Raw genomic sequence first — 14,141 nt, 5'->3', positions numbered from 1 at the left:
AATTTATTATTTCACGGGTAAAATTACAGCAATTATGGTTCAGACGGTCAGCAAAACTTGATTTGCTTAACCCATTGCCGCAAAATTCAGCCAAATTGATTGTTGTCACGAGTTTATCGCGTTATGCATTATATCTCTCAAGGTCAAGGTGAAGCCGTCCTGCTGATTCATGGATTATTTGGCAACCTTGATAACTTAAAAAACCTCGCTAGTGTATTACAACAAAACCATCAGGTTATTCGCGTTGATGTGCCTAATCATGGATTAAGCGAGCATTGGGACAACATGGATTACCCGTCTCTTGCCAATGCGATGGTGGATTTATTAGACCAATTGCAGATCTCTGCCGCACATGTTGTAGGCCATTCTATGGGCGGAAAAATAGCCATGGCCATGGCGTTATTACATCCAACGCGAGTAAAAAGTCTCGTGGTAGCCGATATTGCACCTGTGGCATACGAACCGCGTCATCAAACCGTGTTTGCAGCGTTAACCAGTCTAGTCTTTGACGAACATACCAGCCGTAAATCGGCATTGGCCCATTTGATCAGCTCAGGTATTGATGAAGCAACTTCTCAATTTCTATTGAAAAACCTGCAACGTACTGACACAGGTTTTGAATGGAAGATGAATCTTGATGGTCTAATTCATGGTTACCCGCGTATTATTGGTTGGGATTTGCCTATTAGCTCTGATGTGCATTTTGACAAGCCAACACTGTTTATACGCGGCGGCGAATCGAATTATGTTACTGCAGAACACCGTGATGAAATTGTCCGTCAATTTCCTCAAGTGACCGCAAAAACCTTAAATGGCACAGGTCATTGGCTACATGCACAAAAACCTGAGATTTTTAATCGTATCGTGGCTGAGTTTATTGAACAAAACCAAGGGTAAATTTTAATAATTTACTGTTTTGCACATACCCAATTCTGACACGATGTGATATATTCGCGCCCTCTTTTCGCCAGACATGACTAAAGCGAAGGTAGAAGTATGTTAAATCAGTACATGGATCAAATTGAAGCCGTTGGGCTGAACTTGTTTTTTGCGTCGATATTCTTTTTTATCGGCATGGCAATCCATGATGTGCTTAAACAAGGTGATGTCCCTAAATTTGGTCGATATATTGTTTGGGCAGTGTTATTTCTCGGCTGTGCCGGGTTTATTGCAAAAGGTATTATACAGATGACCTGGGAAGGCTCTGGGATCGGTTAAAATACAATGGCAAAAGAAACAACAGATAGAACGACTATTGACCTTTTTGCCAGTGAAACACGCCGAGGGCGTCCGAGAAGTAACCCACTTTCTCGGGAACAGCAATTAAAGATCAATAAGCGTAACCAAATTCAGCGTGATCGCGCTAACGGTTTAAAGCGAATAGAGTTAAAAGTGTCACAAGATTTGTATGATGCCTTGAACCAACAAGCTTTGAACAGTAACATCAGCCGTAGCCAGTTAATCGAATTTATTCTGCAACAGCAACTCGACAACTGAGACGTTTTTAGAACATCGCACAACGCGAACTAGATATTTAAAGGATAGACAATGGCAACTGTAGGTCTTTTTTTCGGTAGCGACACAGGTAACACCGAAGCTGTAGCCAAAATGATCCAGAAAAAACTGGGCAAAAGCATGCTCGATGTTAAAGACATCGCTAAGAGCACCAAAGAGCAAATCGCTGAATACGACTTGCTTATGTTTGGCATTCCAACTTGGTATTACGGCGAAGCGCAGTGCGATTGGGATGACTTTTTCCCTGAGCTTGAGCAAATCGACTTTACCGATAAGTTAGTGGCTATTTTTGGTTGTGGTGACCAAGAAGACTATGCAGAATACTTCCTTGACGCAATGGGCATGATACGTGACATTGTTGAAGCACGCGGTGGTATTATCATTGGTCACTGGCCATCTGAAAGCTATAATTTTGAAGCCTCTAAAGGCATGGCAGACGACAAGCACTTTGTAGGCTTAGGGATTGATGAAGACCGTCAACCTGAACTTACTGAAGAGCGTGTTGATGGCTGGGTTAAGCAAATTTATGAAGAAATGTGCTTAGCAGAATTAGCAGATTAATTCTGGCTTTACCCAACAAAAAAGCGGCATTTGCCGCTTTTTTACTATTCAAATTTTACATTAATGATGTACTTCACCTCTATTTATGACCACAACAGATCACACTCAACGCGTTAAACACTGGGACATCTTTTGCACTGTTGTCGACAACTATGGCGATATTGGAGTGACCTGGCGCTTAGCTAAGCAATTGGCGGCTGAATACCACATCCCGGTAAACTTATGGGTAGATGATTTACACAGTTTCTCACATATTTTACCGAACCTTAATCCAGTACTTTGCCAACAAACGTTTAATAGTGTGAATATATTTCAATGGAATAACCCATTAGATATAGACTATCAGGCCGGCGAAGTCATTATTGAAGCCTTTGCTTGTGAATTACCTGAACAGGTAAAGTCGGTCATTGAACAATTACATAAACAACCGCAAAGCTCAGCGCCACACTGGTTAAACCTTGAATATTTAAGTGCCGAAAATTGGGTAGACGGTTGTCATGGTTTACCTTCAACACAACCAAGCGGTGTTAAAAAGTGGTTTTATTTCCCCGGTTTTAACCCAAAAACAGGCGGGCTAATTTGCGAGCAACACCTCTTTAAAGAGCGCGACCTATGGCAAGCCAACCCCAATAATAAAATGGGTCTCTTTGACCAACTAGGTCTGAGTGGCATTAATGTTGATGACACTGTCATTAGTGTGTTTAGTTATGAAAGCCCTGCGTTAACTGCATTAATGGCACAATGGCAAACATCAACCAAACCAATACACGCGCTAATACCTAAAGGTCGTAGTTTAACCAGCTTAGCCTCATTTTTCCCCTGCGATGTTAATCATTTGATGCCCGGTCAGCAATTTAAGTTCGGTAATCTCACACTGCATATTTTACCCATGACCGACCAAACAGGCTTTGATCGCTTGCTATGGAGCTGTGATTTTAATATTGTGCGCGGTGAAGATTCGTTTTTACGGGCACAATGGGCCGCAAAACCCTTTATTTGGCACATTTATCCCCAAGAAGATGATTATCATCTAGTAAAATTACAAGCTTTTATGAAGATTTACTGCGATAATCTTGCGGCAGAAATATCGACCGCTTGGTGTGAGGTGAATTTGGCCTTCAATCAAGGTGATCAACATGCCGTAGTAAACTACTGGCAACAATTAAATTCTGTTATTTTGCCATTACAGCAACATGCGCTTAATTGGCCAAATAACGCATTAAATGATGCAGATCTTGCGAGTCGACTAGTTCAATTCGTTAAAAATAGCTAAGATACTGCTCTGTAAATATAAAAAGTCCATATATATAGGAAATAGTACAATGAAAACTGCTCATGAAATCCGTCCTGGTAACGTGATCATGTTAGATGGCAGCCCATGGGTTGTTCAGAAGACTGAGACAACTCGTTCTGGCCGTAACGCTGCAATCGTTAAGTTAAAATTAAAAAACGTATTGCTAGACTCTGGCACTGAACAAACCTTTAAAGGTGAAGACAAATTAGACGATATTATTTTAGAACGTCTTGATTGTACTTACTCATACTTCGCTGATCCTATGTATGTATTCATGGATGAAGAATACAACCAATACGACGTTGAAGCTGACAATCTAGGTGATGCTGCAGCATACATCGTTGATGGTATGGAAGATCAATGCCAAGTGACTTTCTACAACGAGAAAGCCATTTCTGTTGAATTACCAGTTCACATCGTACGTGAAGTTATTTACACAGAGCCTTCAGCTCGTGGTGATACTTCAGGTAAAGTAATGAAGCCAGCTACCATCACTGGCGGCGGTACTATTACTGTTGCTGATTTTGTTAAAGTGGGCGACAAGATTGAAATTGACACTCGCACAGGCGAGTTCAAAAAGCGCGTTTAATCGCCCGTTAATTTGAGTATCAGCTGAAATAGCCATAACTCAAGTAAACGCTCTAAAAGCCAGCATACGTGCTGGCTTTTTTGTCTCTACACATTCCATAAACGCTAAAACCAACCAACAAAACAGCATAAAACACTAAAGCAAAGGCTTAATTACCCTCATAAATAGCATGAACGACTGATATTATTATTCAATTTGCTCGTTTGCCCCTTTCACAAAGTCAATAAATTCGTTATGGTTCGCTAACTTAAGCCGTATTTAGTTATTGAGAGCAGTATGCGACCCATTATCAAATCCAATAAACTTGACTCTGTTTGCTACGACATTCGTGGACCAGTGCATAAAGAAGCCCGCCGTTTAGAAGACGAAGGTCACCGTATCTTAAAATTAAATATCGGTAACCCGGCCCCGTTTGGATTTGAAGCCCCAGAAGAAATCGTGCGAGACGTAATTTTAAACCTGCCAAGTGCGCAAGGTTATTGCGAATCCAAAGGCTTATTCTCCGCCCGTAAAGCCATTGTACAACATTACCAGGCACAAGGTATTTTTGGCGTGGATATAGAAGATATCTATATCGGTAATGGCGTGTCAGAGCTCATCGTGATGGCCATGCAAGGATTGCTTAACACCGATGATGAAGTGCTTATCCCCTCTCCTGACTATCCGTTATGGACAGCGGCAGCAAACCTTGCTGGCGGCAAAGCGGTGCATTATCGTTGTGATGAAGAAGCCGATTGGTTTCCGGATTTAGATGACATTAAAAGTAAAATCAGCAGCCGCACGCGCGCCATTGTGTTAATTAATCCTAATAACCCAACCGGCGCAGTGTATAGCGAAGAGTTGCTGTTACAGGTCATCGAGTTATGTCGCCAGCACGACCTAATATTATTTGCCGATGAAATCTACGACAAGATTTTATACGACGAAGCAAAACACATTCCTGCTGCACGTTTGTCTGACGATATTTTAACCATCACCTTTAATGGCCTATCAAAAGCCTATCGTGCTGCTGGCTTCCGTGTGGGCTGGATGATGTTATCAGGCAATTTAAAAGCCGCCAAAAGTTACATTGAAGGCTTAGAAATGCTCGCCTCAATGCGTTTGTGTGCCAACGTACCCAATCAACACGCGATACAAACTGCACTGGGTGGTTATCAGTCTATTAATGAGTTGATACTCCCCAGCGGCCGCTTAACCATTCAACGAGACGCGGTATACGAGTTACTCAATCAAATTCCTGGCGTGAGTTGTAAAAAACCCAAAGGCGCCCTGTATGCCTTTCCTAAATTAGACATGAAAAAGTTTAATTTACGTGATGATGAACGCCTAGTGCTCGATTTACTGAAAACCAAAAAAATCCTCTTAGTGCAAGGCACCGCCTTTAATTGGCCCGAACCCGATCACTTACGCGTGGTCTTTTTGCCGCACAAAGCCGACTTAACCAAAGCGTTAAATGAGTTTGGTGACTTTTTAGAAGATTACCGTCAATAACGTCTGTGAAGACTGGCGACAACTAAAACACTAAGCGACTGAACAGTCGCTTTTTTTTATCCTCTAGCTCAGGTAAGCTGAGATGTGAATTACAGATTATGCATTTAATGTAAGGATTATCATGAGTCATCTTTTTGCCCACTTAGCCCGCATGAAACTTATCCAACGTTGGCCGTTAATGTACAACGTTCGCCGTGAAAACGTCCAAGAACATTCATTACAAGTGGCCATGGTTGCACACGCATTAGTGATTATTAGTAATAAAAAATTCGCCACCGATTTAGACCCTAATCAAGCCGCGACCATTGCGATTTATCATGACGCCAGTGAAATCTTAACGGGTGACTTACCCACTCCCGTTAAATACTTTAATAAAGAAATCGAAGCCGAATATAAAAAAATTGAAGCCATTGCCGAACAGCGTATGCTTGAAATGGTACCCGATGAATTTAAAGAGGATTATCGAAGCTTATTTATCAGCGAAGCCGCTGATCCGCAATACAAAGCGATTGTGAAAGCCGCCGATACCCTCTGCGCCTATTTGAAATGTTTAGAAGAGCAAAAAGCCGGTAACAGTGAATTTAACAGCGCACGTAAACGTTTAGAACACATACTTGATGACAATCCCAATCCTGCGGTGCGCTATTTTAGAGACTGTTTTATTCCAAGCTTTACCCTGAATTTAGATGAAATTAACCAAATGCTGTAAGGATAGTTATGCCCGATACCACAGAGCAGCAAGACAATATTTGGCACCAACGCCTACTCGGTGAAGATAAACAACGCCGTAATGATCATCGCAGCCCGTTTCAGCGCGATCGCGCCCGCATTTTACACTCAGCTGCCTTTAGACGTTTACAGGCAAAAACCCAAGTTTTGGGTGTTGGCATGAACGACTTTTATCGCACCCGGTTAACCCATTCGTTAGAAGTGTCGCAAATTGGTACCGGCATTACCGCACAATTACGCCGTAAATACCCCGAGTTTAAATACTTACTTAACTCGATGAGCTTAATCGAATCGGTTTGCCTGGCTCACGATATCGGTCATCCACCCTTTGGTCATGGTGGTGAAGTGGCGCTCAACTACATGATGCGACATCATGGTGGTTTTGAAGGTAATGGCCAAACATTTCGAATTCTGTCACGCCTAGAACCTTATACTCCGTCATGGGGGATGAACCTCACGCGGCGCACTTTACTTGGGATAATGAAATACCCAGCCATGCATTCGCAATTGTTTATCGATCGACATAAGCCCGACATTGCCAATCATCGTCAATTGAAACCCTCAGATTGGCCGCCGGTTAAAGGCTTGTTTGATGACGACAAACCCATTATCGATTGGGTGTTATCAGCGTTAAGCGATAACGATCGCCAACTGTTTATCAGCAGTGAGCAAAGCCAGGTCAATGCCCACTACCCTCACCTTAAAACGCGTTTTAAATCATTAGATTGCTCGATTATGGAGCTGGCTGATGACATTGCTTATGCCGTGCATGATCTAGAAGATGCGATAGTGATGGGTATTGTCAATCAGCGCCAGTGGCAACATGATGTGGTTGATCAGTTACAACATATCAACGATGAGTGGTTAACATCAGAAATCGCCAGCATTGGCGAAAAGTTATTTTCCCATGAACATCATTTACGCAAAGATGCCATAGGAACTTTAGTTAACGGCTTTGTCACTGCGATTAGCATCGATACCAACGACAGCTTTGAAGCCGACTTATTAAAATACAACGCGCAGCTGCAGCCAGATTTTGCCAGCACCTTACATGTACTCAAACAGTTGGTGTTTAAATATGTGATTCGTAAACCTGAAATTCAAATGCTCGAATACAAAGGCCAGCAAATCATTATGGAATTGTTTGAAGCCTTTGCGTCAGATCCTGAGCGATTACTGCCGCTTAACACCCGTGAACGTTGGTTAACCGCAAATGCAGAAAACAGTAATCCCATGCGTGTTATTGCCGATTATATTTCAGGGATGACAGATGGATTTGCAGGGAGGTTACATCAACAATTGTTTGGTTCTAAAACAGCGGGGATTTTAGAATTAAGCAGCGAGCAATAATCATATTGCCTAGAAAAGAAAAAAGCGCTTGGTTATTTATAAACATAAAAACCAAGCGCTAGCGGGTTAAATAAAGGGGAAATAACCCAAAAGACACACGACACTTCACTTTTACATACAACAACTGTTTACATACAAAACGATTGATCTACTACTCAATTTTTACGCAACGCATCGCTCTCTCGTTCACGCCGGTTGCATAAACGCATTAATCTGTTCAAGCGTTAATAAAGGCGTTGCGCCAGCAGACTGCGCCACCATTGCGCCAACGGCACAAGCAAAGTTAATCGCATATTGCGGGTTATTGTCACTGCACAATTGATACAATAACGACCCTAAAAACGAGTCACCAGCGCCCACGGTATCAACCACATTGACCAGGTAACCAGAGTTGTAAAACTTCTGTCCTTTTACACTTAATAACGCGCCATGACTGCCTTTCGTTACACACAAATACTCAGTGTGTGTTTGCGCAGCAATGTAATCGACATTTTGCTCTAATGAATTAAACGGTGAACCCATTGCTTTGGCAATTTCGTAGAGTTCATCATCATTTAACTTAATGAAATCAGCTTTATTCATCAATTTAACAATGCTGTCGATATCGTAATGCGGCGCACGCAGATTAACGTCAAACACCGTAAAATGAGCCGCGTTCACTAACTCAGTTAATGTGGCTAATGACACCGGACTGCGGCCAATTAAGCTGCCAAATACCAATACATCAGCTTGTTTAACCTGGTTAATAATCGTGTCGGTTAACGCCACATTGTCCCAGGCAGTATCAGCCACGATTTCATATGACGCAGAGCCATTTTTGTCTAAAGTCACCTCAACGGTACTGGTGCTTTTAAGCGGATTAATCGCAATACAATCGCGGTTAACGCCACGTTCATCAATAAATGCTAACAACTCATGGCCTAATTGATCATCACCTACGGCGCTGATCATTGAGCCTTTAATGCCTAAAGCATTGAGCCTGACGCAAACATTTAACGGCGCGCCGCCAACACGTTTACCGTCAGGAAAACAGTCCCACAAGACTTCACCAAAACAACTGATATTAATATCCGCTTTGGCTTTATGATTCACTAATACACTGTTCATCATGCTTAACCTTTTGCTTGTAATCTTGCTTGCATAATCGCTTTGATATTACTGTTTTCGCCATACAAGTCAGCAATGGCGTTACGGTAGTCTTTACAAAAAACCGCTTGATTATTTAAGTCGCCAAATAAATCGGTTAACTGTAAAAAAGCTAATGGATCTTGACTCGTTTTACTGGCGAACGTATGTAATTTAGCGGCCATTTGATCGTTAATATCCAGTGCTTCACCTTGTTGGTTAACCTGTTTATCGCTGTATAAGCACCAGGCAGCAATCACCAAACAGGCTAATGAGGTATCGCGATTTAAGGCTATGTTTTCATTAATGGATGCAATGATAAATTTCGGTAATTTTGCTGAGCTTTCTAAACAAATACGCGCCAGGCTGTCTTTGATGTTCGGGTTAGCAAAGCGCTCAATTAAGGTATCTTTGTATTGGGTTAAATCGATACCCTCTAACTGATCAATTAATGGCGTGACTTCATCGTCCATAAAACGGCGTAAATAGGTGGCAAATAATGGGTCGGTAACGGCCTCATCAATCGTGGCAAAACCATGGATAGAGCCGAGTAAACCTAATACAGAATGGCCGGCATTGAGTAAACGGATTTTCATTTTCTCAAATGGGGTAACATCGCTCACAAATTGCGCGCCAACAGTATCTAATGCAGGGCGACCATCACTAAAGTTATCTTCAATGACCCATTGAGTAAACGCTTCACAGGTGATTGGCCATTCATCATTAATGTGTAATGTATTGGCGACATGTTCAATATCTGCTTTTGTGGTGACAGGCGTAATACGGTCAACCATTGCATTAGGGAACGCAACATTTGCCGCTATCCATTGCCCTAACTCAGCATCAATTTTACTCACAAATGCTAATAACATTTTACGGGTCATGTCACCGTTATGTTGAATATTGTCGCAAGACTGAATGGTAAAAGGCTTCATGCCATTGGCTTTACGCTGCATTAATGCAGCAGTGATATACCCAAAAGCGGTGATAGGGTCATGCAGATTAGCCATATCATGGATAATCTCAGGGTTCGCAAAGTCAAACTCACCCGTTGCAGGGTTAAAGTTGTAACCGCCTTCAGTTATGGTCAGAGAGACAATTTTGGTTTGTGGGTTAACTAACTTATCAATCACCTGTTGCTTGTTTTCTGGTGCAAACAGAAAATCAATCATTGAACCAATCACTTGATGATCTATCTGACCATTAGGGTGACGCACCGTTAAACTGTATAAGTAATCTTGCTTAACCAATACATCACGCAAGCCACGGTTGGCTTCTAATAAACCCACACCACAAATGGCCCACGACTCTGAGCCAGGTGTTTTAAGCAATTCATTGACATACATAGCCTGGTGAGCGCGATGAAAACCACCGACACCAATATGCACAATGCCTGCCGTTAACTGACTGCGATCGTATTTCGGCACATCAACATCAGCAGATAAAGTGGATAACGATTGTTGATTTAGCGGGTTAAGTTTAACGTTTGATTGTTGAGTGTGCTGCATACTCATGCCTCGTAAAATATAATAATCGGTTCTGTGTTAGCTCAGTAACACGCCAGACCCAAAGCAATCTTTATCATTAATATGACCATTGCTTTGAGTCACTCATTGGGTTTTATGAGTTTAAGTTTTTGTGACGTTTTAATGCAAAGTATGAACAACTAAAATAAATCACCGTACAAACAAAACACACGGTTTCGAATAACGATTTATTGTCTGCGTATATATCCATCGTTGGGCTATAAAACATCACATTCACGGCAAGTGCGGTAATAACCACTAACGAGATAAAGGCAAAACCATTTAATAGCTTGGTAAACTTACTTACATCTTCGATTGCTTCTTTATCATCTTGAGCCATTGCGTCTTGATATTCTGCAATTTGTTGCTGTTCTTTTTCATCAGCAATAATAGCGTCGCTGTAATCTAAATCAGCACCGTATTTTTTGGCTAATACGGTGTAAATAATGATGGTAAATATCCAGGTAGGAATAAACAAATAGTAGAATGAAATCACATCTAAACTGTTTAAACCAAAGCCAAAGATTAATGCTAATGCCCAAGATGCAATGGCTGGTGTGCTTTTAGACAGGTTTTGATATTTAGCCCAATAGCGAGTTAAGCCGATTTTAGGAAATAACACATGCTCAGCAAATACAATTCCGCCCACAGGCACCACTAATAAACCGGCATACGTCAGTAATGGCAGCATTTGGGTAAATACAAATGGGAAACAGGCAATCACAACCGTGACCATTCCCACAATCGCAGTGGTTCGTTCACGCGATTGATTAACAAAAATAGATTGTGCAGCAAGACCAGCACGATACAGGTTCGCGTTTGCTGTCGTCCATCCTGCAATGATAATAATCACAAAACCAGAAAAGCCTAAAGCATGATAAGCCACGTCACCAGGATCAAGCTGTGTGATGGTGGTTTTTAACAATACCGCAGTACCCGCGCCCATAATACCGGCCGAGATCCAGGCAATATAATGGCCAAAGAACATACCCACACCAGAAAACAGACCATAACTTTTACGCTTAGCAAAACGAAAAATAGCCATGTCGATTAAACCAAAATGGGTAATCGAGTTGGCAGCCCAGGCAAATCCAATCACTTCAAGTAAACCAATGCCTGGCTCGCCTTTATCGTTTAAGCCCGTCCAGATTGAACTGTCGCCAATGGTCATAAAGTCTTGCCAGCCACCTAACGTCGTCGTGCCTATCACATGGTTTGATAACGCAGGGAATAAACTGAATGAACCGGCAATAAAGATAACAAATAACCAAGGCGCGCAGATTTTAGAAAAGTCAGCAACGGTTGAAAAACCATACATGGCCACTACTACAACGATTGAACCAACGGCCAATACAATCATCACAAACCATAAACTGCTGGGATACCAATTCAACTGCGCGGGAATATCAAACAAAAAGCGCACTGCGGTGGAAGACACGGTAATCATGGCGGCAGAAATCACGGCAAAAATAATTACGTTAGCCCAGTTATAGAGCTTGGTCATTGAATCGCCAGCAATTTTATTTAAATAATTGTACAAACTTAAACGAGTTTCAACGGCAATAGGCGCAGTCAGTAGCCACCAAGAACACATGGCCAACAGGTTACCAATCAGTAACCCTAAAAGGATATCTATCGTCGATGCACCTAAGGCGACAAAGGTTGCACCAATCACAAATTCGGTTGCAGCAACATGCTCCCCAGCATATAAACCTGCAAAATGTTTCCAACCGTGCAACTTATTCTTAGCGACGGGAAGCTGCTCTTCATTCATTTGATGAAATGAAGAATCTCGGTGACTTGTTGTCATTATTGTTATATTCCTATATTTTCAGGTAAATTAATCCCTCACCAATATCGATGATAAAATTAAGCAACTTACCTTTTTGACTATTTATTATTCCTGTTTAACTGAAATAATAACCCCATTGACGTTCTATTTTTATTAATACTCATTAACTGTATAACGCTAATAAACAATATCTTGCTAACTGATGCTTATTTTATTGGTTTATATTGAGATAAACCTGCTGACATTATGTAGTACCAGCGTTATGTTTTTATAATCTATTTACGCCAAATCACTTTCACATCCATAAGTCTAGTGACGTAGCCTACTCTGTTAGCATTCTATAATTCATTTCACTTTTGCAAGTATTTGCTCTGCAGTATATTCATTAGTAATTAATGAGTTAATTAACCCACCTTGCAATGCTGCACATATCGCATTCACTTTACTTTTACCTGCGGCAATACCATAAACGGGTTTACTGGCATTGGGTGTTAACGGCGCACTCATCACTAATTGATTAATAGGATGAGCTAATAACTGCCCTTGATGATCGTAAACCCAACTAATGATTTCACCTGCTGCGCTATCGCTCACCAATTCATTCAATTTATCTTGGTTAATAAAACCATCGAGCATTAAGGGTGATTGCTCGCCCATCTGCCCTATACCAACAAAGGTTGCATCAGCTTGTTCAACCAACGCTAAAATACTTTTTATCGGCGCTAACTCATGCAAAATGTTTTTCTCTGTCACTGAGTTTGCAATAACCGGCAATGGCATTGGGTAATGTTTAGCTTGGACTCTGTTCGCCATGCTGACCACAATATCAAATGCTGAAGCTGAACCGTCTGACATCATATTACCGAGCAACGACACAATTTTATGTTGTGGGCATTGCATTGACGGTAACTCATCAATACACGCCTTAAGTGCCCGACCCGTTCCAAATGCCAACGTTTTCGGTTGTGCCGACTTTAAATAGCGTTCTAATACCGCGGCACCACATTGTGCTAAACCATATACCGAACTGGTATCGGCAGGATCGCTAGGTACTATTTCACACTCGAGTAAATTAAAAGCTTGTTTAAGTTGCTGGCCTAATTCCATGCATTTTGCAATGGGATGGTCTAAACGGACTTTAATTAAGCCTTCACTCACCGCAAGTGCAACGAGTCGCTGTGCAGATTGCCTTGATACCTCTAATTTCTGTGCTATTTCATCTTGAGTATTTTTAGCCACGTAATACAACCACGCCGCTCTAGCTGCATCTTCTAATCGCGCTAATTCTGAATTTGATTTACTGTCCATGATATTCCTCATTATTCAGTGTTAACGCATTATGCTGGGCATTAACTGAGCGAAATCTTGCCAATCTGTTAATGCCGTAATCTGTGGAAACGTTTTAGCTACCGGATGATTGTGGTAAATAATATGTGCACCACCCACATAATGAATAACAGGCATATTGGCTGCGACAGCGGCTGTTACGCCAAAAAAGCTGTCCTCTATCACTAAGCATTGTTCTGGTGCTACACCCATACGCCTGGCTGCATGTAAAAATAAATCGGGTGCTGGTTTACCGTTTTCAACTTCGCTGCCAGTAAAAACATTCCCAGCAAACACATCACTTAATCCCACCACCGCCAACGCTTTTGTTGTGCGAGGTAAACTGCTGCTTGTGGCAATGCAAAACGGCACAGTTAAGGCTGAGAGTACCTCTTTAATGCCATTTGTAACGGTTAAATCACGCTCAAATGCCAATAACAACTGTTCTCGGTACTGCAATTCAAAAGCTTGTGGCAACGTTATATTCAACAAACTGTTAATTTTGGCCGCGACAGTCGCAAATTGGCAGCCTAAAAAATGTTGCTGCACAAACGCCATATCAATTTGGGCACCCAACACGGCTAATTTGTCGATTAACACATTCGCACTAATGACTTCACTGTCGATCACAACACCGTCGCAATCAAAAATGACTAACTTTGGCTTTGTATTCATAAACCAGCCTTAATGAATAAAGAAAATTAAGGTCCTATTTTACAATGGCTTTAAGCTAAAAATCCCACTTAACTGTCTATGTTAGGCTTTATTCGATGCTTATTACGCTGCGTCATCATCTGTAATCAGGGGATGACCACCCTAAACCGAGCTTTTGCACTCAGCGTG

Annotated in this window: 14 protein-coding genes; 9 read left to right on the top strand and 5 right to left on the bottom strand. The window is 41.7% G+C overall.

Annotated elements, in window-relative coordinates; genetic code table 11:
* Positions 1–123 precede the first annotated feature (123 nt).
* From AC19MV_RS03060 to AC19MV_RS03020, 9 genes are all read left to right on the top strand, one after another.
* Entirely contained in the window at positions 124–897 is a 774-nt protein-coding gene (locus AC19MV_RS03060; protein WP_432402097.1) for an alpha/beta fold hydrolase, read from the top strand.
* A gap of 99 nt (positions 898–996) precedes the next feature.
* The gene (locus AC19MV_RS03055) at positions 997–1,218 is read left to right on the top strand and encodes a DUF2788 domain-containing protein (protein ID WP_124014960.1); all 222 of its coding nucleotides are present in this window, start codon (positions 997–999) and stop codon (positions 1,216–1,218) included.
* Positions 1,219–1,224: 6 nt separating this feature from the next.
* Positions 1,225–1,497: a LexA regulated protein gene (gene ybfE, locus AC19MV_RS03050; RefSeq protein ID WP_432402099.1), complete on the top strand. Its 273-nt coding sequence runs from the start codon at positions 1,225–1,227 to the stop codon at positions 1,495–1,497.
* A gap of 51 nt (positions 1,498–1,548) precedes the next feature.
* Positions 1,549–2,076, top strand: coding sequence for a flavodoxin FldA (gene fldA, locus AC19MV_RS03045; RefSeq protein ID WP_432402101.1), 528 nt, complete (start codon positions 1,549–1,551; stop codon positions 2,074–2,076).
* An 85-nt stretch (positions 2,077–2,161) separates the two neighbouring features.
* Positions 2,162–3,349, top strand: coding sequence for an elongation factor P maturation arginine rhamnosyltransferase EarP (gene earP / locus AC19MV_RS03040; RefSeq protein ID WP_498305732.1), 1,188 nt, complete (start codon positions 2,162–2,164; stop codon positions 3,347–3,349).
* A gap of 49 nt (positions 3,350–3,398) precedes the next feature.
* On the top strand, positions 3,399–3,959 hold the full coding sequence (gene efp, locus AC19MV_RS03035) for an elongation factor P (protein WP_432402105.1): 561 nt from the start codon (positions 3,399–3,401) through the stop codon (positions 3,957–3,959).
* A gap of 276 nt (positions 3,960–4,235) precedes the next feature.
* Positions 4,236–5,450 (top strand): pyridoxal phosphate-dependent aminotransferase, encoded by a 1,215-nt coding sequence (locus AC19MV_RS03030; protein ID WP_498305730.1) that lies wholly within the window; start codon positions 4,236–4,238, stop codon positions 5,448–5,450.
* Positions 5,451–5,571: 121 nt separating this feature from the next.
* A complete protein-coding gene (gene yfbR, locus AC19MV_RS03025) occupies positions 5,572–6,159 on the top strand; it encodes a 5'-deoxynucleotidase (RefSeq protein ID WP_498305729.1) in 588 nt (195 codons plus the stop codon).
* Positions 6,160–6,167: 8 nt separating this feature from the next.
* The gene (locus tag AC19MV_RS03020) at positions 6,168–7,529 is read left to right on the top strand and encodes an anti-phage deoxyguanosine triphosphatase (RefSeq protein ID WP_498305728.1); all 1,362 of its coding nucleotides are present in this window, start codon (positions 6,168–6,170) and stop codon (positions 7,527–7,529) included.
* 186 nt (positions 7,530–7,715) lie between these two features.
* On the opposite strand, the gene AC19MV_RS03015 is transcribed toward AC19MV_RS03020, so the two are convergent.
* The 5 genes from AC19MV_RS03015 to AC19MV_RS02995 all read right to left on the bottom strand — a co-directional run bounded on the left by AC19MV_RS03015 (position 7,716) and on the right by AC19MV_RS02995 (position 13,973).
* A complete protein-coding gene (locus AC19MV_RS03015; RefSeq protein ID WP_498305815.1) occupies positions 7,716–8,636 on the bottom strand; it encodes a carbohydrate kinase family protein in 921 nt (306 codons plus the stop codon).
* 5 nt (positions 8,637–8,641) lie between these two features.
* Entirely contained in the window at positions 8,642–10,168 is a 1,527-nt protein-coding gene (locus AC19MV_RS03010; protein WP_498305726.1) for a mannitol dehydrogenase family protein, read from the bottom strand.
* 106 nt (positions 10,169–10,274) lie between these two features.
* Positions 10,275–11,990 carry a purine-cytosine permease family protein gene (locus tag AC19MV_RS03005; RefSeq protein ID WP_498305725.1) on the bottom strand — a complete coding sequence of 572 codons (1,716 nt, stop codon included), beginning with the start codon at positions 11,988–11,990 and terminating at the stop codon, positions 10,275–10,277.
* A gap of 327 nt (positions 11,991–12,317) precedes the next feature.
* Positions 12,318–13,280, bottom strand: coding sequence for a sugar-binding transcriptional regulator (locus tag AC19MV_RS03000; protein ID WP_498305723.1), 963 nt, complete (start codon positions 13,278–13,280; stop codon positions 12,318–12,320).
* Between the two features lie 21 nt (positions 13,281–13,301).
* Positions 13,302–13,973 carry an HAD family hydrolase gene (locus tag AC19MV_RS02995; protein WP_498305721.1) on the bottom strand — a complete coding sequence of 224 codons (672 nt, stop codon included), beginning with the start codon at positions 13,971–13,973 and terminating at the stop codon, positions 13,302–13,304.
* Positions 13,974–14,141 lie beyond the last annotated feature (168 nt).

It is taken from the genome of Shewanella sp. MF05913 (assembly GCF_059758095.1).
Note: the sequence above shows the minus strand (reverse complement) of the source record. Positions and strands in the feature narration are given on the sequence as shown.

Bases quoted from the DNA above. Each gene is read 5' to 3' on its own strand.
- AC19MV_RS03060 (WP_432402097.1), top strand. From the start codon at position 124: ATGCATTATATCTCTCAAGGTCAAGGTGAAGCCGTCCTGCTGATTCAT.
- AC19MV_RS03055 (WP_124014960.1), top strand. From the start codon at position 997: ATGTTAAATCAGTACATGGATCAAATTGAAGCCGTTGGGCTGAACTTG.
- ybfE (WP_432402099.1), top strand. From the start codon at position 1,225: ATGGCAAAAGAAACAACAGATAGAACGACTATTGACCTTTTTGCCAGT.
- fldA (WP_432402101.1), top strand. From the start codon at position 1,549: ATGGCAACTGTAGGTCTTTTTTTCGGTAGCGACACAGGTAACACCGAA.
- earP (WP_498305732.1), top strand. From the start codon at position 2,162: ATGACCACAACAGATCACACTCAACGCGTTAAACACTGGGACATCTTT.
- efp (WP_432402105.1), top strand. From the start codon at position 3,399: ATGAAAACTGCTCATGAAATCCGTCCTGGTAACGTGATCATGTTAGAT.
- AC19MV_RS03030 (WP_498305730.1), top strand. From the start codon at position 4,236: ATGCGACCCATTATCAAATCCAATAAACTTGACTCTGTTTGCTACGAC.
- yfbR (WP_498305729.1), top strand. From the start codon at position 5,572: ATGAGTCATCTTTTTGCCCACTTAGCCCGCATGAAACTTATCCAACGT.
- AC19MV_RS03020 (WP_498305728.1), top strand. From the start codon at position 6,168: ATGCCCGATACCACAGAGCAGCAAGACAATATTTGGCACCAACGCCTA.
- AC19MV_RS03015 (WP_498305815.1), bottom strand. From the start codon at position 8,636: ATGAACAGTGTATTAGTGAATCATAAAGCCAAAGCGGATATTAATATC.
- AC19MV_RS03010 (WP_498305726.1), bottom strand. From the start codon at position 10,168: ATGAGTATGCAGCACACTCAACAATCAAACGTTAAACTTAACCCGCTA.
- AC19MV_RS03005 (WP_498305725.1), bottom strand. From the start codon at position 11,990: ATGACAACAAGTCACCGAGATTCTTCATTTCATCAAATGAATGAAGAG.
- AC19MV_RS03000 (WP_498305723.1), bottom strand. From the start codon at position 13,280: ATGGACAGTAAATCAAATTCAGAATTAGCGCGATTAGAAGATGCAGCT.
- AC19MV_RS02995 (WP_498305721.1), bottom strand. From the start codon at position 13,973: ATGAATACAAAGCCAAAGTTAGTCATTTTTGATTGCGACGGTGTTGTG.